The organism is Sneathiella chinensis, assembly GCF_012720115.1.
Taxonomy (GTDB): domain Bacteria; phylum Pseudomonadota; class Alphaproteobacteria; order Sneathiellales; family Sneathiellaceae; genus Sneathiella; species Sneathiella chinensis.
The window spans coordinates 16103-42561 of record NZ_VNWN01000008.1; the positions used below are offsets into that span (position 1 = coordinate 16103).

General features: G+C 57.0%; 27 protein-coding genes and 1 riboswitch. Of the genes, 15 read left to right on the forward strand and 12 right to left on the reverse strand.

Features of this window, described 5'->3' with window-relative positions:
- A complete protein-coding gene (locus FQB27_RS14935; protein ID WP_169561874.1) occupies positions 1–1536 on the forward strand; it encodes an AMP-binding protein in 1536 nt (511 codons plus the stop codon).
- A 75-nt stretch (positions 1537–1611) separates the two neighbouring features.
- On the opposite strand, the gene FQB27_RS14940 is transcribed toward FQB27_RS14935, so the two are convergent.
- Positions 1612–2127, reverse strand: coding sequence for a 6,7-dimethyl-8-ribityllumazine synthase (locus FQB27_RS14940; RefSeq protein ID WP_169561875.1), 516 nt, complete (start codon positions 2125–2127; stop codon positions 1612–1614).
- Positions 2128–2207: 80 nt separating this feature from the next.
- Positions 2208–2349: riboswitch (FMN riboswitch) on the reverse strand.
- Positions 2350–2428: 79 nt separating this feature from the next.
- Complete coding sequence (locus FQB27_RS14945) at positions 2429–2794, reverse strand: response regulator (protein WP_169561876.1); 366 nt, start codon at positions 2792–2794, stop codon at positions 2429–2431.
- A gap of 69 nt (positions 2795–2863) precedes the next feature.
- Here FQB27_RS14945 and FQB27_RS14950 point away from each other — a divergent pair, with 69 nt between their 5' ends.
- The 6 genes from FQB27_RS14950 to FQB27_RS14975 all read left to right on the forward strand — a co-directional run bounded on the left by FQB27_RS14950 (position 2864) and on the right by FQB27_RS14975 (position 8304).
- Positions 2864–3217: a hypothetical protein gene (locus FQB27_RS14950; protein WP_169561877.1), complete on the forward strand. Its 354-nt coding sequence runs from the start codon at positions 2864–2866 to the stop codon at positions 3215–3217.
- Positions 3218–3313: 96 nt separating this feature from the next.
- A complete protein-coding gene (locus FQB27_RS14955) occupies positions 3314–4648 on the forward strand; it encodes a deoxyguanosinetriphosphate triphosphohydrolase (protein ID WP_169561878.1) in 1335 nt (444 codons plus the stop codon).
- A gap of 130 nt (positions 4649–4778) precedes the next feature.
- Positions 4779–5882 carry a DUF2336 domain-containing protein gene (locus tag FQB27_RS14960; protein WP_169561879.1) on the forward strand — a complete coding sequence of 368 codons (1104 nt, stop codon included), beginning with the start codon at positions 4779–4781 and terminating at the stop codon, positions 5880–5882.
- A 166-nt stretch (positions 5883–6048) separates the two neighbouring features.
- On the forward strand, positions 6049–6672 hold the full coding sequence (locus FQB27_RS16830; protein WP_169561880.1) for a response regulator transcription factor: 624 nt from the start codon (positions 6049–6051) through the stop codon (positions 6670–6672).
- Between the two features lie 86 nt (positions 6673–6758).
- Positions 6759–7361 (forward strand): 2-hydroxychromene-2-carboxylate isomerase, encoded by a 603-nt coding sequence (locus tag FQB27_RS14970; protein WP_169561881.1) that lies wholly within the window; start codon positions 6759–6761, stop codon positions 7359–7361.
- A 1-nt stretch (position 7362) separates the two neighbouring features.
- The gene (locus FQB27_RS14975) at positions 7363–8304 is read left to right on the forward strand and encodes an alpha/beta hydrolase (RefSeq protein WP_169561882.1); all 942 of its coding nucleotides are present in this window, start codon (positions 7363–7365) and stop codon (positions 8302–8304) included.
- Positions 8305–8341: 37 nt separating this feature from the next.
- Here FQB27_RS14975 and FQB27_RS14980 read toward each other — a convergent pair whose 3' ends face one another.
- Positions 8342–8899, reverse strand: a complete 558-nt coding sequence (locus FQB27_RS14980; protein ID WP_169561883.1) for a cytochrome b/b6 domain-containing protein — start codon at positions 8897–8899, stop codon at positions 8342–8344.
- 4 nt (positions 8900–8903) lie between these two features.
- A complete protein-coding gene (locus tag FQB27_RS14985) occupies positions 8904–9182 on the reverse strand; it encodes a PepSY domain-containing protein (RefSeq protein WP_206374713.1) in 279 nt (92 codons plus the stop codon).
- A 157-nt stretch (positions 9183–9339) separates the two neighbouring features.
- On the opposite strand from FQB27_RS14985, the gene FQB27_RS14990 reads away from it, so the two are divergent.
- Together FQB27_RS14990 and FQB27_RS14995 are read left to right on the forward strand one after the other, a co-directional pair.
- Positions 9340–9999, forward strand: a complete 660-nt coding sequence (locus FQB27_RS14990; protein WP_169561884.1) for a response regulator — start codon at positions 9340–9342, stop codon at positions 9997–9999.
- Positions 9996–11327 carry an ATP-binding protein gene (locus FQB27_RS14995; protein ID WP_169561885.1) on the forward strand — a complete coding sequence of 444 codons (1332 nt, stop codon included), beginning with the start codon at positions 9996–9998 and terminating at the stop codon, positions 11325–11327. The genes FQB27_RS14990 and FQB27_RS14995 overlap by 4 nt, the downstream gene beginning before the upstream one ends.
- 47 nt (positions 11328–11374) lie before the next feature.
- Here the strand turns inward: FQB27_RS14995 and FQB27_RS15000 are convergent, their stop codons facing one another.
- From FQB27_RS15000 to aptA, 3 genes are all read right to left on the reverse strand, one after another.
- Complete coding sequence (locus tag FQB27_RS15000; protein WP_169561886.1) at positions 11375–12397, reverse strand: Fe(3+) ABC transporter substrate-binding protein; 1023 nt, start codon at positions 12395–12397, stop codon at positions 11375–11377.
- Positions 12398–12583: 186 nt separating this feature from the next.
- Positions 12584–13702, reverse strand: coding sequence for an alanine dehydrogenase (gene ald, locus FQB27_RS15005; RefSeq protein ID WP_169561887.1), 1119 nt, complete (start codon positions 13700–13702; stop codon positions 12584–12586).
- Positions 13703–13727: 25 nt separating this feature from the next.
- On the reverse strand, positions 13728–15056 hold the full coding sequence (gene aptA / locus FQB27_RS15010) for an omega-aminotransferase AptA (RefSeq protein WP_169561888.1): 1329 nt from the start codon (positions 15054–15056) through the stop codon (positions 13728–13730).
- A gap of 157 nt (positions 15057–15213) precedes the next feature.
- On the opposite strand from aptA, the gene FQB27_RS15015 reads away from it, so the two are divergent.
- Positions 15214–15762: a cupin domain-containing protein gene (locus FQB27_RS15015; RefSeq protein WP_169561889.1), complete on the forward strand. Its 549-nt coding sequence runs from the start codon at positions 15214–15216 to the stop codon at positions 15760–15762.
- Between the two features lie 18 nt (positions 15763–15780).
- On the opposite strand, the gene FQB27_RS15020 is transcribed toward FQB27_RS15015, so the two are convergent.
- Positions 15781–16848 (reverse strand): quinone-dependent dihydroorotate dehydrogenase, encoded by a 1068-nt coding sequence (locus FQB27_RS15020; RefSeq protein ID WP_169561890.1) that lies wholly within the window; start codon positions 16846–16848, stop codon positions 15781–15783.
- A complete protein-coding gene (locus FQB27_RS15025; protein WP_169561891.1) occupies positions 16845–17192 on the reverse strand; it encodes a DUF952 domain-containing protein in 348 nt (115 codons plus the stop codon). The genes FQB27_RS15020 and FQB27_RS15025 overlap by 4 nt, the downstream gene beginning before the upstream one ends.
- 176 nt (positions 17193–17368) lie before the next feature.
- Here FQB27_RS15025 and FQB27_RS15030 point away from each other — a divergent pair, with 176 nt between their 5' ends.
- On the forward strand, positions 17369–18214 hold the full coding sequence (locus tag FQB27_RS15030; RefSeq protein ID WP_169561892.1) for a branched-chain amino acid aminotransferase: 846 nt from the start codon (positions 17369–17371) through the stop codon (positions 18212–18214).
- Positions 18215–18282: 68 nt separating this feature from the next.
- On the opposite strand, the gene FQB27_RS15035 is transcribed toward FQB27_RS15030, so the two are convergent.
- Positions 18283–19878, reverse strand: coding sequence for a lysine--tRNA ligase (locus FQB27_RS15035; RefSeq protein WP_169561893.1), 1596 nt, complete (start codon positions 19876–19878; stop codon positions 18283–18285).
- An 88-nt stretch (positions 19879–19966) separates the two neighbouring features.
- Here FQB27_RS15035 and FQB27_RS15040 point away from each other — a divergent pair, with 88 nt between their 5' ends.
- From FQB27_RS15040 to FQB27_RS15050, 3 genes are all read left to right on the forward strand, one after another.
- Entirely contained in the window at positions 19967–22762 is a 2796-nt protein-coding gene (locus FQB27_RS15040; RefSeq protein WP_169561894.1) for an ATP-dependent DNA helicase, read from the forward strand.
- 43 nt (positions 22763–22805) lie between these two features.
- Complete coding sequence (locus FQB27_RS15045; RefSeq protein ID WP_169561895.1) at positions 22806–23210, forward strand: tellurite resistance TerB family protein; 405 nt, start codon at positions 22806–22808, stop codon at positions 23208–23210.
- 91 nt (positions 23211–23301) lie between these two features.
- Positions 23302–23823, forward strand: coding sequence for an NAD(P)-binding domain-containing protein (locus FQB27_RS15050; protein ID WP_169561896.1), 522 nt, complete (start codon positions 23302–23304; stop codon positions 23821–23823).
- Positions 23824–23869: 46 nt separating this feature from the next.
- Here FQB27_RS15050 and FQB27_RS15055 read toward each other — a convergent pair whose 3' ends face one another.
- Positions 23870–24487, reverse strand: coding sequence for an alpha/beta family hydrolase (locus FQB27_RS15055; protein ID WP_169561897.1), 618 nt, complete (start codon positions 24485–24487; stop codon positions 23870–23872).
- A gap of 70 nt (positions 24488–24557) precedes the next feature.
- Between FQB27_RS15055 and FQB27_RS15060 the strand changes: the two genes are divergently transcribed.
- On the forward strand, positions 24558–25391 hold the full coding sequence (locus tag FQB27_RS15060; protein WP_206374715.1) for a sterol desaturase family protein: 834 nt from the start codon (positions 24558–24560) through the stop codon (positions 25389–25391).
- Positions 25392–25403: 12 nt separating this feature from the next.
- On the opposite strand, the gene FQB27_RS15065 is transcribed toward FQB27_RS15060, so the two are convergent.
- Entirely contained in the window at positions 25404–26330 is a 927-nt protein-coding gene (locus FQB27_RS15065) for a CHAD domain-containing protein (protein ID WP_169561898.1), read from the reverse strand.
- Positions 26331–26459: the final 129 nt, after the last annotated feature.

A 26459-nucleotide genomic window follows, 5' to 3' on the forward strand; every position in this document is an offset into this window, starting at 1 on the left:
ATGCACATAAGGGATATCGCCCGGGAGCATCCGGACAAGATTGCCATTCTCATGGCCAATACAGGCGAGACAACCACCTACCGGGACCTTGACCTGAGATCAAATCAGGGGGCGCAACTGTTCCGCTCTCTTGGACTGCAAATCGGCGATCACATCGCCTTCCTTCTTGAAAATCATCCCCGTTTTTTTGAAATCTGCTGGGCCGCACAACGAGCAGGCCTCTATTACACAGCCATTTCATCCCGTCTTTCCCCGGAAGAAGCCGCCTATATCATCAACGACTGCGGCGCCCGACTGTTTCTCACCTCCAAGGCCAATGCCGACCTTGCCGCGGCCGTCGTCCCGGCAACGTCCCATGTTGAAACCCGCTTCATGCTGGACGACAGCACATCTGACTATCGCTCGTTTGAAGAGGCGGTTCAGGATATGCCCACCGCTCCGCTCACCGATGAGTGCGAGGGGACGGACATGCTTTATTCATCCGGCACCACAGGCAAGCCGAAGGGGGTCAAACCGGCCGAAATCGGCAACCCCATCGGCACGGATGACAGCCTATATAACGTGCTTCGCATGCTCTATGGCTTCCGGGAGGGGCTGACCTATCTGTCTCCGGCCCCGCTCTATCATGCGGCCCCGCTGCGCTATAACATGCGGGTTCACCGCTTTGGTGGCACCACCATCATCATGGACAAGTTCGATCCTGAAAACTATCTGCGGCTGGTTCAGGAGCACCGGGTTACCCACACCCAGATGGTTCCCACCATGTTCATCCGCCTGCTCAAGCTGCCGGAAGAAACCCGCAAGCGATATGATATCAGCAGTCTGGAGTTCGCGATCCATGCCGCAGCCCCCTGCCCCGAGAAAGTCAAACGGCAGATGCTGGACTGGTGGGGGCCGATCATCTTTGAATATTACGGCGGTACGGAAGGAAACGGATACTGCACCGTTACGCCGCAGGAATGGCTGGACCATCCGGGAACGGTCGGGCGCGCCGTGATCGGCGTTCTGCATGTTGTCGGCGAGGATGGCGAGGAAGTCCCCACCGGGGAGACGGGCACGATCTATTTCTCTGACGGCAAGGATTTTTCCTACCACAACGATCCGGACAAAACGCAGGAAAGCTACAACTCAAAAGGCTGGAGCACCCTTGGCGATGTGGGCCATGTGGATGAGGACGGTTTTCTGTACCTCACCGACAGAAAGGCCTACATGATTATCTCGGGCGGGGTGAATATCTACCCGCAGGAGATCGAGGATCACCTGATCACCCATCCAAAAGTCTTCGATGTGGCCGTATTCGGTATTCCCAACGAGGATTTCGGCGAGGAAGTGAAAGCGGTTGTTCAGCCCATGAATATGGACGATGCCGGGGAGGCGCTGGCCGAAGAACTGAGCCGGTTCTGCCGGGATCATATCAGCCATGTGAAATGCCCGCGCTCCATCGACTTCTCGCCCGAGTTACCCCGCCACCCGACCGGGAAACTGTATAAACGGCTTTTGCGCGACAAATACTGGGAAAAGGCGCCCGCCGGATAAAGGGAACCCTGAACGCAAAACGGGAAGCGGACCCCACGGACACCGCTTCCCGTTTTAATTTTTACGTTTTACGTTTTAGGACGCGAGGCGCTTTTCCTCAGAGAAAAGGGCCATATTGGACAGGGTCTGCAAACAGGCGTTTGCGGCCTCTTTCCCCTTCAGCACAAAATGCTCGCGGAAGAAATCCATATGGGCAGGGACTTCCTGGAAGTTATGCGGTGTCAGGACAACAGACAGGACCGGAACGCCCGTATCCAGTTGGACCCGCATCATGGCATCCAGCACGGTACCGGCCACGAAGTCATGCCGATAGATACCGCCATCCACAATCAGGCCCGTGGCCATGATCAGGTCATAGCGACCGGTCTCGGCCAGTTTCTGGGCCATCAGCGGAATTTCAAGACTGCCGGGCACGTCAAAAACCGAAATGGCGCGCCGGTTGATACCGGCAGCTTCCAGATCGTCTGTAAAACTGTTGGTGGCCTGCGACACAATATCAATGTGCCAGTTTGCCTGAATAACAGCGATTTCGGGATTTGAGCTTTTGACCGGAGACAGGGTTTCTTGTGAACCCGTTACATGATTTGTCATTTTATTTTGCCTCTGTTTAAGGTTATCAAAAACTCAAGGCAAAACATCAAAGAAGACGCATGTCCCCATGCGGTTCTTTTTCATGTTCTCTTCCATCCGGACTATGACCGTCGGCTTTGGAGTTTCACCAAATCTGCTGACCCCGCATGATGCGGGCGCTCGCGGGCTTGAACATCTGTTCTTACCGCCGGTAGGGACTTTCACCCTGCCCTGAGAACATTCCATCCACCAAGGGATGCAACATTGGGAGTGATTTTTTCACAGCTTGACGCTGTTTTCAACAGGAACCTTTCAAAAGGGATCAGGCAAGGGCTTTGCGAAGGTCGGCAAGGCTGATGGGCTTGGTATAGCTTTGCACCGAGACAAGGCCGCGGGCGCTGCCGATGGTCTTGGCAAAATCCACATAATGCGGATTATACCCGGTCACGACCATGATCCGCGCCGAACAACCGACTTCCGCCAGCCAGTTGACAAGCTCAATCCCCTCGACACCCGGCATGACCATATCCAGAATGATCACGGTGGGGTCGAACCTCAGGAAAGATTCCTTGAAATCTTCCGCCTGGTCGGTGACCTCAACGACATATCCCATTCCCTCTGCGACCTGGCGTACAAAGTCCGCAAACATCTTCTCATCATCTATGATGAGGGCGCGCTTTTCACTCATTGCCTAACACGTTCTCTTTACTTACTGTGTAACCTTACTGTACCCAATACCGCAGGAAAGGGAACTCAATTGTTTGAAGAAGAGTTCACCATAATACTTAAACAAAGCATTAAATATAATCAACTTGAACGGTATTTTGCGGCAACGCAGGGAGAAGTTGAGAATGCGGCGACCCATTACGACCTGTATCCGGATATGGAACGGATCATTGAAGACAGGGATTCGCCCGGTGGTATCAAGCTTTCCCATGCCCAAAGGCGCATGCTGATGGTTCTGGTCGCCCTTTGGGAAGGGGACGAGGCCGACCGCGTCTTCGGGGAAGGTATTGGCAGCATTCCCACCATGATCCATGCCATGGATCGGCAAAACCGGGAATTGCTGGCCGACCTGATTCTGACCTATCCCGGTTGGGGCCGGATATAGAATGCCGCCTGTCCCCCTGAACACTGGAACATCCCCCATGCCCCTGACCGGATTTACCCCTCGGCGTCCGGTCACCCCTTGGAAAGCTCTCCGAAAATGATGGAATGGAACAAACTGCTGTCCACCAAACGATTTGGTCAGGACCAGAACGAACCGATCGAAGCCTCCCGCAGCCCCTTTCACAAGGATCAGGACCGGATTGTCTTTTCCTCTGCCTTTCGGCGGCTTCAGGACAAGACGCAGGTCCATTCCCTTGCAGAAAGCGATTATGTTCGCACCCGCCTGACCCATTCCATGGAAGTGGCCTCCGTGGGCCGCTCGCTTGGGGCCAATGCGGGGCAGATTATCATTGACCGTCATCTTCGCGACAAGGGCTACAACACGGCAGAGTTTGGTCATATTGTCTCCGCCGCCTGTCTGGCCCATGACATCGGCAATCCCCCGTTTGGCCATTTCGGCGAGGATACCATCCGGCACTGGTTCAAGACGGTACCGCTGGCGCGGGGCGATCTTTCCCCGCTCAGCGCCGCCCAGAAAGAGGATTTTCTTCGCTTTGAAGGCAATGCCCAGGGGTTTCGGGTTCTGACCAAGCTGCAAAACTGGCGGAACCGGGGCGGCCTGCGCCTGACCTATGCCACCCTTGGCACCTTCATGAAATATCCCCGCACCTCCGATGTGCAGAAACCTCTTGAAGGGGATGCGGCCGGCAAGAAATTCGGCATCATGCAATCGGAGTTGAACCAGTTCCGCGAAGTGGCCCGCGAAATCGGCCTGATCCAGCGCGGCAAGGAAACCTATTGGTGCCGCCACCCCCTGACCTATCTGGTCGAGGCCGCCGACGATATCTGTTATTCGGTTGTCGATATCGAGGATGGCTTCAAGCTGGGGCGTCTTGAATTTGCGGAAACGGAATCGCTGATGCTGCGCATTCTGGGCCGGGCCCCGAAACGGTATTCCGAATTTACGGACAATTCCGAGAAAATCTCGTACCTGCGGGCCAAATGTATCGGCCGCCTGATCGGCGAGGTTTCGGAAATCTTTGCGGACCATGAATCGGAAATTCTGGAAGGAACCTACAAGGGCGACCTGCTGAAGCATTCCAGCCATGCCGGCGTGTTTCAGGAAATCGAGCAGCTATGCCGCAACCAGATCTTCAACCACCGGGAACGGGTTCAGGCGGAACTGCGCGGCACCGAGATTATCTCGACCATTCTGGATGCCCTGTTCACCGCCAATATGGAATGGGAGGAATTCCGCAACAACGGAACCAAACCGTCCCCCAAATCATCCGTGGTGATCAATCTTCTCAACGCCCGGTCGGAAACACAAAAGTCCCGATATGACTGGATTCTGGAGGTAACCGATTTTGTCTCCGGCATGACGGATTCCTTCTCGGTCCGCCAGTTCAAGGACCTGAAAGGATTTATGTAGGACCGGAAACGCCTACAATTGTCACTAAAAGCAATACTGATATTAAGTTTTTGTTATTTAGTTAAATGCTATCCTGAGGCTCAATTTTCACCAGAACCACAATCTCGGGCGTATGGACCAGAGCCTTACAATGGATGTTTCAAGTCTGGATGCGAATGACCGCATAGAGCGCGTTTTCAGGAACATGGCCACCAGTTCCCGGCTGCTCACGGCCCAGACTGTTGCCAATGACTACGCCTCCCCGTCCCTTGGCGGCGATGACTTGCGGCTGGCAGAACTGATCCTGAAATTCCTGATCAATGACGTGGAAGCCACCGTCCGGGCCACCATTGCACGCACCCTCAAGGATTTTGAGGGCCTGCCCCGTGACATCGCCCTGAAACTGGCCATGGATGTGGAGGAGGTGGCGACCCCCATTCTGGCTTTTTCCCCGGCCCTGACCGACCGGGACCTGATGGATATTCTTGAAAGTGCCAGCGAGGCCAAACAACTGGCCGTAAGCGAGCGCAAGACCCTGCCCGAACCGGTGACCGATACATTGATCAGAAAGGGAACCGGCCGTGTTATCTGCCGGTGTCTGGAAAATCCCGGCGCCCGCATCAGTGACGCCGGATACCAGACCATTATCCTTGAATTCAGCACCGACCAGTCTGTTCACACGCTGTTGGTCCGGCGTCCTGACCTGTCCCGCGAAACGGTTGGCCGGCTCTGTAAAATCGTTTCGGCCAGCCTCAAGCAGGAGCTGTTGCAAAACGGTCTGGTGCCCGAGGAAATCGCCGAACAGATCACCGCCAATGCCCGCGAACAGGCTCTGGTCGGGCAAATCGCCCGCCGCATCAGCATCGTCGAGAAAAAACGTGCCGCCGTCCAGCTTGAGGCCGATGGCCGCCTGACAGCAACCCTCATGCTGCGCTCTCTCCTGTCCGGGGATTTCTCGTTCTTTGCCGCCGCCCTGTCCCAGTTTACCGGCTTTTCCATCAAGCGCGTCACCTCCCTCATCTCTTCGGACAGCTATGACGGTTTCAAGCGCCTGTATGAGCGCGCCCTTCTCCCACCCTACCTGTATCCGGCCTTCAAGACGACTTTACGCGAAACCCGGCGGTTGCAACGACTGAACCCCCGTGCGGACGGCGTGCGGGACCAGAACCGCCTGATCGACGAGATCGCCCTCATATACAACTATCCCAAGGGGCTCAGCATTGAAGAGTTGATGGAGAAACTCTTACCCCATTGACCTTTAACACCTTTTCGAATTCTCGGAACAATAGCTTTACGATAATTGCAGGCCTGTTTTTCTTCTATACAACGAGCAGTCATACCGCTAACGTCCGCCGGATTGCAGGCAGGGAGCTTGCTTCTTGATGGCTTTTTTACAGGTAAATTCCGGGGATACGTACTAGATGCACGTCATTGTCGCCGACAAGCATGACTTGTTTCGGCAGAGCCTGATTTTGGTTGTCAGGGAAACCTGTTCCCCTCCTTTACGCATCACGGAAACGGATCGACTGGATGAAATCCCAAGAATAATGAGCACCCACCCGGCGGACCTTGTCATTGCCGGCACCAACCTTTCCGATGAGGCGGACTGCGCGCCCCTGATCTCCCTCGATACACGGTTCCCGGACACGCCGTTCCTTGTCGTTCTGGAAACCCCTGATCCTGTTGCGACCAGCACCCTGCAAAATTCCGATATCCGGGGCATTATCGGCAAGACCTCACCCAAGGGGGCCTATTGCTCGGTGGTTGAAACCCTGCTTCTTGGCGGACGGCCGGATAAAACGGACTGGTGGGCCCGATCGCCTGTCAGTTCCATGATACAGGACTCCATTGCAACCCTTCTGACCCGGCGTCAGAGTGAGGTTCTGACATTGATCGCCGAAGGAAAAAGCAATCGGGAAATCGCGGATATCCTGTCTCTTTCAGAAGGAACCGTGAAAGTCCATATCACCGCCATTTTCAGAATTCTCAATGTGAAAAACCGAACCCAGGCCATGCTGATGGCGCAGGGCACTGCCAATCTGTGAAAGCGGTCGCCGCAACCAACCGGCAGTAGACAAATACAAACAGGACCGTCAATATCAATCCGGCGCTCTTCAGTCGGATACAAACAATGACAATCAAAATTGACTATTATGTAAGCCTGTTCTCTCCCTGGACATTTCTTGGACATCAGCGCATCAGCGACCTTGCCCAAAAATACCACGCGGACCTCAATATCATTCCGGTGAACTTCTCGAAGGTTTTCAGTGAAACCGGCGGCCTGCCCCTGCCCAAAAGGCACCCGGTGCGTCAGGCATACCGGATGCAGGAATTGATCCGCTGGACCAGGGAACTGGGCTGCGACATGAATCTGGAGCCGAAACACTTTCCCGTTGACCAGACAACAGCGGTCCTGATGGTCATTGCCGCCAAGGAACAAGGTCTGGACGCGGTCAAGCTGGCCGGTGCCTTTATGGCGGGCGTCTGGATGGATGAGATGAACCTCGCCGATGCAGACGACTGCGTCGCCATTGCCAACCGGGCCGGCATGGACGGCGCCGACCTTCTCAGCAAAAGCAGCAACCCCGATTATATGGAACAATATCTCACCAACGAGAAGAAAGCCGTGGCAGAAGGCGTGTTCGGCGCCCCAAGCTATGTGATCAACGGCGAAATCTTCTGGGGTCAGGACAGGCTGTTCTTTGTCGAGAAAAAATTGAAAGCGGAGGCGTAAAATGGCACTGGATCCCCAGGCCCAATGGGTTCTCGACAAGGCCGAAGAAGCAGGACTTCCCAAGTTGGAAGATTTGAGCGCCGAGGACGCAAAAGCCGCCTATGAAGTGCGGGCGAAAACCCTCGCTTTGAAAAATGTTTCTATCGCCGGGTCCCTCGACCTTGAAATTCCGGGGCGGGACGGCAGCATTCCGGTACGGATCTATCAACCGATTACCCATCCGGAAGGGCTGCCGGTCCTGATTTATTATCACGGCGGCGGCTGGGTCATTGGAAGCCCGGACAGCCACGACGCCCTGTGCCGACAGATCAGTAACCTTGGGAAGATGATCGTTGTATCCGTCGATTATCGCATGGGGCCGGCTCACAAATTCCCGGCGGCCGTTCATGATGCCATCGACGCCTTCGACTGGACCCTTGGCAACATTGCCGGGTATGGCGGCGACCCAGACCGTGTTGCCGTTGGCGGCGACAGCGCCGGCGGGAACCTGAGTGCGGTTGTTGCCTTGACCAAGGCACAGGAAGAAGGCCCTGCCCCCCTGTTTCAATGGCTGATCTATCCGGCGACCAACATGATTATGGACACCCCGTCTCATCAGGACTTCAACGAAGGGTATTTCCTGACGGGCGATTTGATGAACTGGTTCCAGAACCATTATCTCGGCCAGCCATCAGACCGGGAAGACTGGCGGGCTTCGCCCTTGCTCGCGCCGTCGCTTGAAGGCGTTGCCCCGGCCCTGATCCAGACCGCCGGCTTCGACCCCCTTCGCGATGAAGGGGCGGCCTATGCCAGCCGTCTGAAAGACGCCGGCATCGCGGTTCATTACACCGATTATGAAGGCATGATTCACGGCTTTATCAATCTTGGCGGTGTGGTTGATGCGGCCCACACGGCGATCGACGAGGGGATTGCCGCCCTGAACCGCGTCTTCAACCCTTCCTGACAAGAAAAAGGGCCCTTGCAAAAGGGCCCTTTCCTCTTCAGACGATATCCGATGGCTCCGGCGATCTTTTACGCCCGTTCAGCATGGCTCTGGCAAGGTTTTCGCCATGTCGCAGGCTGGCAAAAACAACCCCGCCCACATGCAGCGCCACCAGAAGAAGGATGGTGTTGGCCAGCCCTTCATGCAGGTCCTCCACCCACTCGATCCCCCAGAAGGCATCGGTTGTGGTCATCCACCCTGTCAGGGCGGTACCGGACAGGGTCAGGATCAAGGCAATGATCATCCATCCCCCCATCGGGTTATGGCCGATATACCGCTTCTCGCGGCCTTGCAGGGTTTCCGTCGCATAGGCCCGAAGTTCCCGATAGGGGCGGACAAACTGCATGAACCGGGCATATCGCGACCCTGCCACGCCCCAGATCACACGGGCGGCCAACAGGGCGGCAATGAAATATCCGGTCCATTCATGAACCCGTTCCAGTTCATCCCCGGTTAGCCAGGCAAGCGCAACCCCCGCCACCAGACTCCAGTGGAACACCCGAACAAACGGGTCCCAGACCTTGACCGTCGGCTCCGTTGCTTCCGTTGGTTCCATCGGCCTAGTCCTCAACCTTCATTTTCACCATATCGAAGGTCTTCGGATTGAAATAGACCTCAACCCGGCGCCCCTTCTCGTCAATGGCATAGGCTTCATAGCAGCCGTCATCGGTCTTGATCCGCTTGACGGTCCAGCCGTCCTTTTCCAGCTTCTGCTGCAAGGCTTCACGAGGTTGCCACTCTGACAGCGGAACCGAACATTTGTCATCACTGGCATAGGCCGTGGACATCCCTGAAACACCGCAGGCGACAAGGGTAACAAGCAGGACTTTTTTCATCATAGGGTTCCTTTTATGGATCAACATCTGAAGCCAATATGGAAAACGAACCTGACGGGGACCTGAAGATGGCAAAAATTCATTTGCGTCAGGTTGACGTCAGGTGCCACTAGTAAGACCTCAGTCTGAAAACACTGACACTGAAACCGGAAGACGACAGATGCGCATCCTTCTGATTGAAGACGACAAGACGCTTGGCAATGCGGTCTACGCCCATATGGCGGAAGACGGACATGCCGTCGATTGGGCTCCCACCCTGACAGAGGCCTACGACAATCTTGGCGGCGCGGATTATGATCTTGTTTTGCTGGACCTGATGCTGCCCGACGGGAAAGGTCTCGATCTGTTGCGGGGCCTGCGCACGGAAGGCAAGACCACCCCCGTCATCATCCTGACAGCACGCGACCAGATAACAGACCGCATCGACGGCCTGAATACCGGGGCCGATGACTATCTGGTCAAACCCTTCGACCTGTCGGAATTGACCGCCCGCATCGCCGCCGTGTCACGCCGATATGGTGGCAATCCCAACCCTGTGATCCGGTTGGGCGACGTTGCCATTGATCTTGGCCTGCGCTCGGCCGAGCGGGAGGGGGAGCCGATCCACCTGACCGCCAAGGAATGGATTGTCCTTGAGGCCCTTCTTCAGCGCCGGGGGATGATCCTCTCCAAACCAAAACTTGAGGAACGGTTATACAATTTCGATGCGGATTTCGACAGCAACACGGTGGAAGTCCATATCAGTCGCCTGCGCAAGAAACTCGGCCATGCGACCATCACGACCGTTCGCGGTCTCGGCTACAGGATTGACCCCTCATGACGTCCCGCCCCAGTTTGCAAAACCGCCTTGCCATTGGCATCTCCATCGGGGTTACCTTCCTGTGGCTGGCGGCGCTCGCCGCTTCTGCGCTTGTTGTCCGGCATGAACTGGATGAAGCCTTTGACAGCGCCCTGCAGGAAACAGCCCAGCGCATTCTGCCACTGGCTGTTACCGACATCATCCGGCAGGACAGAACCGCGCCCTTCCGAACCGTCGAAGCCCTTGACCGGCATGAAGAATTTTTGACCTATCTGGTACGGGACCGGTCCGGCACATTGTTGATCCAGTCCCATGATGCAAACCCGGATATCTTCCCGGCCCGACCCGCGACCGGCTTTCGCAACACGAAAACCCACCGTATTTACGGTGAAAGCGCGGTTAGCGGGACCCTGTTTCTGGAAATCGCGGAACCGCTCGCCCACCGCAAGGAAGCCACCTTCGAAGCCATCATGGCCATGCTTCTGCCCCTGTTTGCCTTTGTCCCGGCCACCCTTCTTGCCGTGATCTGGTTCGTTCGGCGCACCCTGAAACCGGTTGTCCGCTTCCGCGAGGAAATAGAACGCCGAAACAGCGCAGACCTGTCACCGGTCCAAGGCACCGGTTTGCCGCGAGAAATTGCCCCCTTGGCCGATGCGGTCAATATCCTGATGGAACGGTTGCGTTTCTCGCTGGAGGCAGAAAGAAATTTCACCGCCAACAGCGCCCACGAACTTCGCACCCCCGTGGCCGCCGCGCTGGCCCAGACCCAGCGGCTGATGGCCGAAACCCGCGATGCCGACATTCTGGCGCGGGCGCAGCAAATTGAGGGGGCCCTGAAAGGGCTTTCCCGACTGGCAGAAAAGCTGCTGCAACTGGCCAAGGCAGAAGGGGGCGGCGTTCTTGCCGAAACACCAACGGACCTGATGGCGATCCTGCCCCATGTGACCGAGGATTATAGTCGCGTTTCCGGAACGGACAGGATCAGACTTGAAAATCCGGCTAATCTGCCGCTGATCTCGCGGCTTGATCCCGATGCGTTTGGTATCCTGATCCGCAATCTGGTTGAAAATGCCCTGAAACATGGCGCCGCTGACACACCGGTGATCCTCAGGATCACCCCGGAACAGGACATACGGATCATCAACGGCGGACCGGCCGTTGATCCGGACACCCTCACCACCCTTAAAAGACGGTTTGCAAGAGGGGCGGCCCGATCCGACGGCTTCGGTATCGGGCTTGCCATTGCCGATACAATAGCAAGGCGAGCGGGCGGTCGCCTGAAAATACACTCGCCTGCGACAGGACAAGAAGGCGGCTTCGAGGTTGTTTTGACCCTGCCGCCGCCATAACAAAAAAGGGGGCCAAAAAGCCCCCTTTTCCTGTTTATCCGAACAGCTTAGCGCCAGCCAACCCGGTCAAAAACCTTAACGGCCTCTGCCTGCTGATCGGCAACCTTGTCCAGACCAATGGCATCTGCCTTAAAGTCACCCCAACTGGAAACGGTCTTGTCCAGCTTGACCCCGGCCTTGACTGGATATTCATAGTTGGAAGAGGCATAGAATTCCTGTGCCTTGGTATCAGACAGGAACTCGATCAGCTTGACCGCCTCGTCCTTGTTCTTGGCGGCCTTGGTAACCGCCGCGCCGGAAATATTCACATGGGCACCGCGATCGTTCTGATTTGGCCAGAACAGGGCGACTTTCTGAACCGCATCCAGTTGCGCCTCATCGGTGGAATTCTGCATCACCCCGTAATAATAGGTATTCCCGATGGCAACATCACATTCGCCGGCGGCGGCTGCCTTGATCTGGTCCCGGTCACCACCTTGCGGCTTGCGGGCCAGATTTTCACGGATCCCCTCTGCCCATTTTTCCGCAGCTTCAACGCCGCTATGTGCAATGATGGAGGCCAGCAGGGACTGGTTGTAGACGTTGCTGGAGGAACGAACACAAAGGCGGCCCTTCCATTTCGCCTCGGCCAGATCTTCATAAGTGGACAGGTCCGTCGCAGACACCCGGTCCTTGGCATAGAAAATGACCCGGCTCCGCACGGTCAGGCCATACCAGAACCCTTCCGGGTCGCGGTACTGGGACGGAATATTCTGCGCCAGCACATCGGAGGTAACCGGTTGCAGGACCCCGGCGGTCTTGTGCGCCATCAACCGGCTGATATCAGCGGTCAGAATGGCATCGGCCTTGCTGTTCATCCCCTCGGACTTGAGCCTTTCCAGCATTCCTTTCTTGGCGAACACAACATTCACCTTGATCCCGGTTTCCTTTTCGAAATCATCGAGAATGGGACGAATCAGCTTTTCCTGACGGTAGGAATACAAATTGACTTCTTTGGCATAGGCGGCCGCGGAGGCGGTCATGCCGCTGATTGCTGCGGCGGCGGCCAGGGCGAGGGCTGAAAGGCGCATTAAAGTTCCTCAAATACTATTAAGAATGATTATTAATAGCCGAATTTTTATCACGCCAAAACCCTATTGGCAACTCATTATGATAGTCGTTCGCAAATTAATAGTTCGAAAAGTAGCTATTCGAAACCGGTTTTGGCAAAAAGAAAGGGCGGATAAACCGCCCTGTCCTGCTCATCTGTTTCCGGGTCACCCGCGGATCACCTCGGCTGCCGGGGTATAGGGCAGCTTCAGGTCATCGGCGACGGCCTTGTTGGTGACCCGTCCCGTATAAATATTCAACCCTTCCAGAAGATACGGGTCCTCCGCCAGCGCCGCCCGGTATCCCTTGTTGGCCAGCGCCATGGTAAAGGGCATGGTTGCGTTGTTCAGCGCAAAGGTCGATGTCCGGGCCACCGCGCCCGGCATGTTCGCCACGCAGTAATGCACCACGCCATCCACCACATAGGTCGGCTCGCGGTGGGTTGTGGGCCGGGATGTTTCAAAACATCCGCCCTGATCAATGGCCACATCCACGACAACGGCCCCATCCTTCATCTTGGCAAGGTCACTACGCTTGACCAGCTTGGGCGCCATGGCCCCCGGAATCAGCACCGCACCGATCACCAGATCCGCCTTCGAGATATACTCTTCCACGGTTTCATCATTGGAATAGATGGTTTTCAGGTGCGGCCCATACAGGGCATCCAATTCCGCCAGTCGCGTCTGGGACTTGTCCAGAACCGTGACATTGGCGCCCAGCCCCATTGCCATTCTGGCCGCGTTGACCCCAACGACCCCGCCGCCAAGGACAACCACCTCGGCCGCCGGAACGCCCGGCACACCACCAAGAAGCACACCGGCACCGCCCTGCCGCAATTCAAGACAGTGAGCACCGGCCTGAACGGACATCCTGCCGGCCACCTCACTCATCGGGGCCAACAACGGCAACCCACCCCGCGGGCTGGTCACCGTTTCATAGGCAATCCCCACACAGCCCGATGCCAACAGGGCCTGTGTCAGGTCAGGGTCCGGTGCAAGATGCAGATAGGCAAACAGGACCTGTCCCTCACGCAGCAGTTCGCATTCATGAGGCTGTGGTTCCTTTACTTTTACAATCATCTCGGCAGAGGCGTAGATTTCCTCTGCCGTATCAATGATTTTTGCGCCAGCCTGACGGTAATCCTCGTCGGACAAACCGATCCGAATGCCCCCGTCTTTTTCAACAAGGACCTCATGACCGTTCCCCACCGCCTCACGAACAGCCGCAGGGGTCATTCCAATTCTGGATTCCAGTGTTTTTATTTCTGCTGGCACACCTATCAACATGCAGTCGTCTCCTGTTTGCCTAAATTCATGCAATCTCCCCCAATACCGTGCGGATGGTATCAAAAATCTGGTCGATATGCTCTTTTTCGATGATCAGCGGCGGTGACAGGGCAATGATATCGCCCGTGGTCCGGATCAGGACGCCCTTCTCGTAGCATTTGAGGAAGGCCTCGAACGCCCGGGCGGTCGGCTTGCCGGGGATCGGCTCCAGTTCGATGGCACCAATCAGCCCCAGGTTCCGAAGATCAATCACATGCGGCGCCCCTTTCAGGGAGTGAACCGCATCTTCCCAGTATCCGGCCAGATCATTGGCCCGCTCGAACAGTCCTTCTTCCTTGTAGACGTCCAGGGTTGCCAGACCGGCGGCCGCCGCGACCGGATGTCCGGAATAGGTATAACCGTGGAACAGCTCGATCATGTTTTCCGGGCCGTTCATGAAGGTATCGTAGATTTCCTTGGAGCAGATCACACCGCCCATGGGGATGGTGCCGCTGGTCAGGCCCTTTGCCATCGTGATCATATCCGGCTTGACGCCGAAATATTCCGTGGCGAAAGACGCGCCAAGGCGACCAAAACCGGTGATCACCTCATCAAAGATCAACAGGATGCCATGCTTGTCGCAAATATCCCGAAGCCGCTGCAGATATCCCTTTGGCGGCAGGATCACGCCGGTTGACCCGGCCACCGGCTCCACGATCACCGCGGCAATGGTGGACGCATCATGCAGGGTGACAATCCGCTCCAGTTCATCGGCAAGGTCGCCGCCATGTTCCGGGATACCCCGTGAAAACGCATTCTTTTCCGGCAGGTGGGTGTGCGGCATATGGTCAACGCCGGTCAGCAGGGTGCCAAAGGTCTTGCGGTTGGCAACAATGCCGCCGACGGAAATGCCGCCAAACCCGACGCCGTGATAGCCCCGCTCCCGACCGATCAGGCGGGTCCGGGTTCCATCCCCCTTGGCGCGGTGATAGGCCAGCGCGATTTTCAGCGCCGTATCCACGGACTCGGAGCCGGAGTTGGTGAAGAACACATGATCCAGCCCGTTGGGCAACATGGCCGAAATCCGGGCCGCCAGTTCAAAGACTTTCGGGTGCCCCATCTGGAAGGCTGGCGCGTAATCCATTTCCGCGATCTGTTCGCTGACCGCCTTGACGATCCGGTCCGGGCTATGCCCCGCATTGACGCACCACAGTCCGGCCGTGCCGTCCAGCACCTTGCCGCCCTCGGCATTGGTATAGTGCATCCCCTTGGCGCTCACCAGCATGCGCGGGTTCGCCTTGAATTGCCTGTTGGCCGTAAATGGCATCCAGAAGGCGTCAAGATTGTTGGACGCTGTCCCTGATGTATTGGTCATTTCACTTCTCCCGGTTGGTTGTTGGCTGGAACGGTATCAAGGCCATTAAAATACACAAGCAAAAAAACATTCCTTGGAATCCCGCCATTTATCACTTTCCTGTCCGGTTTTCCTGTTTAAAATAATAAACACTTTTTTCGAATCATGGGAGCGTGTAATGGACTTTGACCTGGGAGCCCGACTTCGATCCTTGCGAGAACAGCATGGCCTGTCACAACGGGAACTGGCCAAACGGGCCGGAGTGACCAACGGCACCATCTCGGCCATTGAACAAAACCGGACCAGCCCGGCGGTCGGATCCCTGAAAAAAGTACTCGACGGTTTCCCCATAGCCCTGTCGGAATTCTTTGCAAATGACTTTTCCTCCCACCGGAAAATTTTCTTTCAGGCCAGTGAACTGACCCCCATCACCGAAGGCAATATCGAATACAAACAGATCGGGCGCGACCTGACCGGCAAGGCCCTGCAGGTTTTGCATGAACATTACGCCCCCGGTGCGGATACGGGGCGCACCCTTCTCTCCCATCAGGGGGAGGAAGCGGGCGTTGTGGTCAAGGGCCGGTTGGAGGTCACCGTCGGAAGCGAGAGAAAAATTCTGAAAGCCGGTGACGCCTTCTATTTTGAAAGCCACCGGCCCCATCGCTTCCGCTGTGTTGGCGAGGAAGATGCCATCGTCATTTCCGCCTGCACGCCCCCCAGTTTTTAAGAATAGGGGATCAGGCCTTTAAAGGGGGTTTCCAGCGCCGACCGCGTCAGCCACAGAGGCATGGCCGTCCCGCACCAGAAGCGCATCAAGACCTTCCGCAATTTTACGGGCAAGATACGGCCCTTCATACACCATCGCGGAATAGAACTGGATCAGGGATGCCCCGGCCCGGATCCGGTTATAGGCATCCTCGGCGCTTTGGATGCCCCCGACACCCACCAGCGGGATCTTCCCGCCAGTGATCCGGTACATATCCGACAGCAATCCCAGCGCCAAAGGCTTCAGCGGTGCACCGCTCAACCCACCCATTTCCTGCCGGTAAGGGCTTTTCAGAGTTTCCGGCCGGGTGATGGTGGTATTGCTGATAATCAGGCCGTCCAGCTTCATGTCCAGCGCCACGGCGCCGATATCCGCCTTGTCCTCTTCGGTCAGGTCGGGGGCGATTTTCAGCAGCAACGGAATGGATCGGCTGCCCGCATCCGGCAGGCTGGACCGGGCTTCCATCATGCGGCCCAACAGGTCTTCCAGTTCCCCACGCCCCTGCAAGGCCCGCAAGCCGGGTGTGTTGGGCGACGAGATATTGATGGTGACGTAATCGGACAGGGGGGCAAGGCGCTTCAGGCCCGCGACATAGTCCCCGATCCGGTCTTCGCTGTCCTTGTTGGCCCCAAGGTTGGCACCGACAATACCGGTCCCCTTGCGGCGCTTGAAGTTGGCTTCCGCCGCGTCCAGCCCGCGATTGTTGAACCCGAGGCGATTGATCACCGCCCGATCTTCTTTCAGGCGGAAAATACGGGGCTTCGGATTGCCGGCCTGCGGCTTGGGTGTCACGCTGCCTGCCTCAACAAAGCCAAAGCCCAGCCCGGCAAGCGGGTCCAGAACATCCCCGTTCTTGTCATATCCGGCGGACAGGCCAACCGGGTTTGGGAAGGTCAGGCCGAAAACCGTGGTCGCCAACCGGTCACTGGTCACCGGGCCCACGGACGGGACAAGGCCGCTTTTCAACGCCGTCAGCGAAAGATTATGCGCCCGCTCGGCATCAAGGGTGAACAGCAGGGGAGAGAGGATTTTATACATGGATGTCATTCCTTGATCCCGGCCGGGAAAATATGCAAACCATCGGGGCCAAGGGGCAGCGGCTCTTCGCGCAGGACCAGCGCAGGGTCCAGAAGACCATAAAGATGCGGAAACAGAATGCCGCCCCGTGCCGGTTCCCATTTCAGGGCATCCCCCAAGGCATCAGAATCAACCGTCAGCAAAATCAGGTTTTCCTGACCGGCCCGATGTTTTGCCGCGCTGCCAACAACGGTCTCGCCGGTGGAAAAGTGAATAAAACCGTCCGCCTTGTCATTGGCCGTACCGGCGTAAAAGCCCGCATGCCGGGCCGCGGCCCAGTCTTCCTTGTCTGCCATATGATAGATAAAGGTCATTCTCTCCCCCGCAAAAGCCAGAAACTGGCCCGGAACTTATCCAAATCGCCCGGCTTTGAACAGATCAAAAGCACGGACCGGGAAAGCCGGGTTCACTTGCCTTGCACTCCTTCCATAATATCTGATAAATGGAAAGCTGGTTACTTTCACTATCACAATTAAGGAATTTGCTCGGAATGGCTGGTGTTTACTTTTACGACGGCAAATGGTCAGACGAGAGCCCCCGGGTTATCGGCCCTGCCGATCACGCGTTTTGGATGTCCTCTACTGTCTTTGATGGCGCCCGCTCCTTTCAGGGCATGACCCCGGATCTGGACCTGCATTGCGACCGGTTGGGACGCTCCGCGCTGGCCCTCGGGATGAAGCCCACCCTTGAGACCGGTGAAATCATCGAACTTTGCAAGACAGCCGTCAAAAAGCTGCCAAAAGAATCCGAGCTGTATATCCGCCCCATGTATTTTGCCCGCGGCGGCTTTATCGACCCGGACCCGGACAGTGCCGAATTCATTCTGGCGGTCTATGACAGCCCCATGCCGGATGCAGGCGGTTTTTCCGCCCACTTCTCGCCGCTGCGCCGCCCGGCCAGAAACATGGCCCCGACAGACGCCAAGGCGTCCTGCCTGTATCCCAATTCCGGCCGCGCCATTGCCATTGCCCGCGATCTGGGTTTTGACAATGCCATCATGATGGATGCCAACAACAATGTGGCGGAATTTGCCACCTCCAACATCTGGACGGTTCGGGACGGCGTTGCCTTCACACCCGCACCCAACGGTTGCTTCCTTGCCGGCATCACCCGCCGCCGGGTCATTGAGCTTTGCAAGGACGCCGGGATCGAGGTTTCCGAAACCTATATGTCCCGCGACGATATCATGCAGGCTGACGAAGTCTTCAACAGCGGCAACTATGGCAAGGTCATGCCTGTCACCCGCATCGAGGACAAGGAATTCCAGCCGGGCCCGGTCGCCAAGAAACTGCGCGACATGTATATGGAATTTTCCAAGGCCAGCCAGATTTTCTGATCCTTGCCGGACACAAAAAAAGCCGCCTCCTCCGGGACGCGGCTTTTTTTATGGATAAACGCTGGTGGTTAGTCCTGATTGGCGCCCAGATCCTCGCCCGCCAGAACCCGTTCGATCAGGGCAATGGTTTCCGGCACCCCGTAAAGGGAGATAAAGGACCCCATGCGCGGCCCCTGTGATTGACCCAGCAGGGTTTCATAGAGCGCCTTGAACCAGTCCCGCAGGTTTTCAAATTCATGATCCTTGCCGACCTGGAAAACGATATTCTGGATATCGCCGGCCTCAACGCCGGGTTCCAGTTCCCGCAGCATGTCCACCAATTGCTTCAGAGCTGCCGTTTCCTGCTCGTCCGGCAGACGGTATTTCTTGGCCGGTGCGACAAAGTCACGGTAATAGGCAATGGCATATCCCACCAGATTGTTCAGGACCGGATTGCTTTCCGGTGTGGCCCCGTCCGCATAGCGGGTGATGAAGCCCCAAAGAACGGAGGCCTCATGGGCATTGACCACGGCCGCAAGGTTCAGCAGCATACCAAAGGAAATCGGCACGGTCTCGGTCGGCGGATTACCATTATGGATATGCCAGACCGGGTTGCCATATTGCTGTTTTGCATCCTGCTCGGCGTATTTCTCGACAAAGGTGAAATATTCGTCCACGGCCTTCGGGATCACGTCGAAATGCAGCCGTTTTGCCTTCTTCGGGTTCTGGTACATATACAGCGCCAGACTCTCCGGTGAGGCATAGGTCAGCCATTCCTCGATGGTGATACCATTGCCCTTGGACTTGGAGATTTTCTTGCCTTCCTGATCCAGGAACAGTTCATAGTTGAACCCTTCCGGCGGGCGTTTCCCAAGGATGCGGACAATCTTGCTGGACAGGGTCACACTGTCGATCAGGTCCTTGCCAGCCATTTCATAATCAACTTCCAGCGCATGCCAGCGCATGGCCCAGTCCACTTTCCATTGCAGTTTGCAATGACCGCCGGTGACCGGAACCGTTACCCGCTCGCCGGTTTCCGGATCATCATAGGAAACGGTTGCCGCGTCCAGATCGCGCTCGACAATGGGAACCTGCAGAACCTTGCCTGTCCGCGGACAGACCGGCAGGAACGGTGAATATGTGGCGCGCCGTTCCGGGCCGAGGGTCGGCAGAATGACGTTGATGACCTCGTCATATTTTTCAAGAACCAGCTTCAGGGTCTCGTCAAACTCGCCGGATTTATAGCATTCGGTTGAGGAGCGGAATTCGTAATCGAACCCGAACTGGTCCAGAAACGCTATCAGGCGGGCGTTGTTATGCTCACCGAAACTGTTATGGGTGCCAAACGGGTCGGGCACCTGTGTCAGCGGCTTTTCCAGATTGGCGGCCAGCAGTTCCCGGTTCGGGACATTGTCCGGAACCTTGCGCAGGCCATCCATATCGTCAGAAAAGGCGATCAGGCGTGTGGGAATATCAGACAGGATGGAAAAGGCATGCCGAACCCATGACGTACGGGCAACCTCGCCGAACGTGCCAAGATGGGGCAAGCCGGAAGGACCGTACCCGGTTTCGAACAGGACATACCCTTTTTCGGGGGCTTCTTTCGCATAGCGGTCCACAAGCTTTTTCGCCTCGGCAAATGCCCAGGAGTTACTCGACAGTGCGATTTCAGCGTCCGTTGCCATTAATTTACTCTCCAATATTTGTGGTCGGCGGAATTTAGGCGTACAAAGTGATTGCGTCAACGATACGGGATCATTTTAGCCAGCAGTCATGTCAGTTTCCGACCAAGAACAGAAAATTCCTGAAAATGGTGGTGAAATCCGGCTTCCGGATGTGCCCGTTCTGGTCACTTCCGGGGACAAATCCATCTGGCTGACCGCCGACGGGGAGATCGCGGAAGAATCGCTTGCGGAAACCCAGCGCAAGGCCTCCGATGCCAGCCCGTTGCTGGTCCACCGGCTGGCCACCGCACGGCGTCTGGATCTGGCGCCCTTCACCGCCTTTGACATTCTGGAACTGTTCGCCTTCACCTTTCCGGCGCGCCAGTGCCTGCCCACCCCCCGCGGCATCGCCCGGGCGCTTGATCTGCCCGTCTCGGACGATCTGGAGGAACAGGCCCTGTCCCTGTTCAGCGCCGTCAACCTGATGCTGGAACATCTGACCAAGTTGCGCGGCAAGGACCGGGCAACCGCCGCCGAGATTGCCATGACCATGGGACGGGCCGGATGGAACTGGGGCCCATCGGTACTGGCGGCCCTTGGGATGCCATCTGAAACCACACCCCTTGGCGGTCTGGACATTTGGAAAAAGCTGGAAGAATGGCCTGACTTTGCCCCTGACCCGCCGCCCGATGACGAACCGGTCAGTGAGAACGAGGCGCGGGAGCGGCTAAAGGAACTGCTGCATGAGCAGGCGGAAACCCGCCCCCAGCAGGCTGAATTCAGTGCCGCCGCATCGGGTGCCTTCATCCCCCGCGATCAGGAAGGGGCACCCAACATCGTTCTGGCCGAGGCCGGAACCGGCACGGGCAAGACACTCGGATATATCGCCCCGGCCAGCCTGTGGGCGGAAAAGAACGGTGCCGCCGTCTGGATTTCCACCTATACCAAGAACCTGCAGCGCCAGATCGATGACGAGTTGGACAAGCTCTACCCGGACAAGGGGCAGAAAAATGTCCGCGCCGTTGTCCGCAAGGGGCGCGAGAATTATCTCTGCCTTCTCAATTACGAGGAAGCCCTGCAGGGCGGTGTTGCCCGCGCCGGGGAACAGATCATTCTCGGCATTGTTGCCCGCTGGATCCTTGCCACCCGCGATGGGGACATGGGCGGCGATTTCCCCAACTGGCTGATGGAACTGATCGGGGCCGGCCGGATCATGCGCTTCGCCGACCGACGCGGTGAATGTATCTATTCCGCCTGCCCCCATTACCGGAAATGCTTTATCGAGCGGTCCACCCGCAAGGCCCGGAAGGCGGATATCGTCATTGCCAACCACGCCCTTGTGATGATCAACGCCGCCACCCGCCCCGATGATCCGCACCTGCCCAAACGCTATGTGTTTGACGAGGCCCACCATCTTTTCGACGCTGCGGACAGCGCCTTTTCCGCCCATCTGACCGGGCAGGAAGGCAGCGAACTTCGCCGCTGGATTTCCGGCAGCGACACCGCCCGCAAAGGCCGCATGCGAGGGCTGGAAAAGCGTATTTCCGATATCCTTGGCGAGGATGAGGAAGGCCATGACGCCCTGCAACAGGCCATTCAGGCCTCGCGCCGCCTGCCCCATGAAGGCTGGCTGTCCCGTCTTGGCGACGGAACCCCCAACGGACCAATGGAGGATTTCCTCCTGCATGTGCGCTCTCAGGTCATGGCGCGTTCCGGTCAACCGGACAGCCCCTACACCATCGAATGCGGGGCGACCGAATTCGTTCCCGGTCTGGACGAGGCCGCGCATGGGCTGGAAAATGCCCTTGGGGACCTGTCCAAACCCCTGACCACCGTGTCAAAATCCCTTCTGAACCGACTGGATGAAGAGGCCGACGAATTGGACACGGCCACCCGTTTCAGGATCGAGGCTGCCGTTCAGGGGCTGGCCCGCCGCGTCAACACCATGATCAATCCGTGGCAATCCATGCTGAAACACCTGAACGAGCCAACGCCCGAAAACTTTGTCGACTGGTTCGCCATTGACCGAACCGGGGGGCGGGATATGGACCTTGGATATTATCGAAGCTGGATTGACCCCACCATCCCGTTTGCGGAAACCCTTCTCAAGCAATCCCACGGCGCCGTCATCACCTCCGCCACCCTGAAAGACAATACGGGCGAGGAAGACGATGATGGCTGGCAATCGGCGGATTTCAGGACCGGGACAAGCCATCTGGTCCTGCCGCCGCGCCGCACCCATCTGGCATCCCCGTTCAATTTCAAGGACCGCACACGGGTGATTGTCGTTACCGATGTCCGCCGCGACCACATGCGGGACGTGGCCAGCGCCTATCGGGAACTGTTTCTGGCCGCTGGCGGCGGGGGGCTGGGGCTGTTCACCGCAATCTGGCGGCTTCGGGCAGTGCATGAGGCAATCCGCACCCCGCTTGCCAATGCGGGCATTGAACTGTTCGCCCAGCATCAGGATGCCCTCGACACCTCCACCCTTGTTGATATCTTCCGCGAGGAGGAAAGCTCTGTCCTGCTGGGGACCGATGCGGTGCGGGATGGCGTTGATGTACCGGGTCGGTCCTTACGCCTGATCGTGTTCGATCGTGTTCCCTGGCCGCGCCCTGATATCAAGCATAAAGCCCGCAAGAAAGCCTTTGGCGGCAGCCGCTATGATGATCGTCTGACCCGCCTGAAACTGAAGCAGGCCTATGGGCGCCTGCTGCGGCGGGAAACGGATTATGGGGTCTTTGTCATGCTGGACAGCATGATGCCCACCCGCCTGACCAATGCGTTTCCGCCGGATGTGGAAGTGTTGCGCCTTGGTCTGAAGGACGCCATTGCCCTGACCCGGAATTTCATTGCGGAAAAAGAAAATGAAAGTCGGAAAAATAAGGTGGATATGACGCTGTGAAGTTCTTATCTTGAGAACTCACATATAAAAGGGAGTTTATGCAATGTCACTCAGTCTTCACACCGCCCTGATCTCGACGATGGTTCTCGTCTCGGCGGCGGATGGCGATATGACAGACCGGGAATTCAACATGATCGGTAAAATCATCGGCACCCTGCCCGTTTTTGAAAATTACGACGAAGATCATCTGGTCGGCGACACCCGCTCCATTGTCGACATGGTCCATAACGAGGATCTGGAAGTCTTCATTCGCAAGATCAAGGCTGTTTTGCCCAAAAAGCTGCACGATCTGGCCTATGCTCTGGCCTGTGATGTGGCGGTCTGTGACCAACAACTCAGTCAGGAAGAATTGCGCCTTCTGGAGATAATCCGTCACGAACTTGATATCGACCGGTTGAACGCTGCCGCCATCGAACGGGGTACCGCCGTACGCTTCGTCCGCTTGTAACGGGCACCCTCCTTCAACTATCAGTTTGCCAACCGCCCCCTTTGATAATATTATTCTTATAAAATGAATAGTGAATACATCGGGGGAAGGTATGGGCTTACTGAAAGGCATGGCCGTCGGATTTGTCGGTGTTGGACCCACTGGCACACCAATGGCCCGGAATATTCTGTCCGCAGGGGCATCGACATTTATCTACAGTCGGACGCCCTCCATTCGCTATGAACTGGCTCGCAGCGGCTTTCACCTGTGCCAGTCTCCCGCCGAGATTGCAGAGAAAACGGCCGGTGGGACCATCCTGATTTTGGCAGGCGGGTCCGATGCTCCCTCCCTGATCGCAGAGGGGGAGGACAACCTGCTGGATGTCCTTCATCCGGATACACTGGTTGTGGATTTGCGGACGGGCGCGCAAACGCAGGCCGAAAGCTATACCCTGCGGGCCGATGAAAAAGGGGCCCACTGGCTGACCGCAGAGCTGGTCAGGACGAAATCCGCCCCGGATACGGTTCAGGAAATCCGGGTTCATGGCCCCTTGGCCATTTTCAAGCGCGCCCTGCCGGTGCTTAACTGTCTCAGTGACACTGTCCGCCATCTGGAAGGGGCCGAAAACAGCTAGGCCCCCGCCGTCCCACTAACACTCCATCACGAGACAAGGGACCGGCTCAGCCAAGGGAGCGAACAAACGCGCTCACTCTTGCGACACCGTCCTGCCAGTTCTGCTCTTCGGTTCTGCCGGACGCCTTGCGGGGCTTGAAGCTGTGATCCCCATCGGGAAGCCATGACATCTGTATGGCAGATGACAGGGAATAGCCCTCAACCGCTGTCCGGTTGCCCATGCTGTCCCGCTCCCCCTGTACAATCAGGGTCGGCGTTTTCAGAATTTCCAGATGCTCCGTCCGGGGCTTGTCCGCCTTTCCCGGTGCATAGAACGGATAGCCAAGACAGACAAGCCCGCCCACCGACATCTCATCGGCGATCAGGGACGCCATGCGCCCGCCCATGGATTTTCCGCCGATCACCAGATCACTGGCTGGCCCAACGGCCTCAATCACTTCACGCCAGCGGTCCAGCAGTTTCGGTTGCCGGTCCGGCGGGCGCTTGCTGCCCTCCTGCCGCCGGAGTTCCATATAGGGAAACTCGAACCGGATCACATGGTGCCCGGCGGCGGCAAGATTTTCCGCAAAATAGTCCATGAACGGGCTGTCCATGGGGGCACCCGCGCCATGCGCCAGCACAATGCGATATCCATCCTGACCGGAACCATTTTCAAGATACGTCATCGGGTTAAGGGCCTTCTGTCAAAAAAGTGAATATGGAACAGGAAGGCAGACTGTATAATAGGGTTCGGGCGTGAGTAAACATGGTGGCTTCAAAATGTCGGATTTCCTGCTGGAACACGAACCTTCTGTGCGCATGGGCTTTTTCTTTGGCTCCCTTGTGCTGTTTGGCATGTGGGAAACCCTGCGCCCCACCCGGACCCCGACGGTCCCCCGGCTTTGGCACTGGCTCAACAATCTGGGGCTGACGGTGTTTAACTCCTTCCTGCTGCGCTTCACCTTTCCGGTTCTGGCCGCCGGATTTGCCGCCATCACCACAACCAACGGCTGGGGCCTTCTGAACTGGCTGGACCTGCCGCTTGTTCCCGCCACCCTGATTGCCATCGTGGTTCTGGATCTGGTGGTGTATGGACAACATGTGCTGTTTCATGCGGTGCCCCTGTTCTGGCGCCTGCACAAGGTTCACCATGCGGATGTGGATTATGATGTTACCACTGGTGCCCGCTTTCATCCGGTCGAGATCATGCTGTCCATGGGGATCAAGCTGGGGGTGATCCTTGTTCTGGGGCCCCCGGTCGTGGCGGTCATCCTGTTCGAGATTATTCTCAGTTCCATGGCCATGTTCAACCATGCCAATGCCAGCCTGCCAACGGGCCTCGACCGCGTTCTCCGGCTGTTTGTGGTCACCCCGGACATGCACCGGGTGCACCACTCGATCAACCGCCGCGAACATAACGCCAATTTCGGGTTCAATATTTCCCTGTGGGACCGGCTTTTCGGCACCTACAAGGCGGCCCCGGATGCGGGACAGACGGGGATGACCATCGGCCTCACCGATTATCAGGACAACCGCCGGCAAAGCCTGCTGTGGATGATCCTGCTGCCGTTCCGGTCCGAAAAGGGATAGCCCCGCCGTCGATCAGAGAAGATCATCCTCTGTCACGTTGAAGGCCTCATAGCGTCGCCACAGGGTGTGGAACTGCCCAAGATTGGTATCAATGTCCTCGCCGGCATCGACGATTTCGCGAGCAATCACGTTCAGCACATCAACCAGCAGTTCCGCCCGCACCTGCCGCCCCAGCCGGGCCAGCATGTTCAGGCTTTCCTTGACGTCGTTCACATGCCCCAGAATGTCCTGCATCTCGGCCAGCAGGCGGTACCCGACAGCAATTCTCTCAGACTCGAACAACGACCAGAAAAACCGCAGGTGATAGCGGCAACGCTTCACATATTTGCGCACCTGATGCAGCTCCTCGGTGGAGAGTTCCATAATGTCCTCCCCCATATTGAGGAGTTCCGCCTTGCCATCCTCAATCACCTGAAGGGCAAAGGGGACAATGGGCTGATCCAACTGCCGCGTGGCCGTTTTCCCAAGTTTCTTTTTCCAGTTCTTGTCGGACCACGCATCGAACTCTTTCAGCAGGGCCGAGAACCGCCCCCCGGACAAGTCCCGGCGAATAAGGTCATATTCCTCCTGCCGCATGGCCTCACCGTGAAGCCGAAGTTCCTGATAGGCGGCCTCATATGCCGGCACCGGGCATTTTTCCTTCAGGATATCGGTCAAAAAGACATCCATATCCCGCGCCTCTCCCAGAATGCTTCCGAAATACCGGAATTCCCGATCAAACTTCTTGCGCACCTCGGGATGGATGATGGAGCGGAACACCCGCATGGCCACCCGCAGCCGCCTGAGCCCGATGCGGATTTGCATCAAGGCCGCAGCGTCGCTTGTTTTCAGGAACAGGTCGAAATTGGCGCGCAGATGTTTCTGGGATTCCGTGAAAATGGTTCTGGCGACAGCCTCCACATCCTGTTCGGACGTCACCACCAATCGGGCAAGTTGCACGGAATTATCAGGGTTAAAAACCAATTCGGGAGCCTTGTCTGGCAGTTTGGACCGGATCCCCGGCAGCATCACCGCCTAATCTTGTTTACGCTTAATAACTGTTACCGTATCCTGCTATTCCCAATAAAA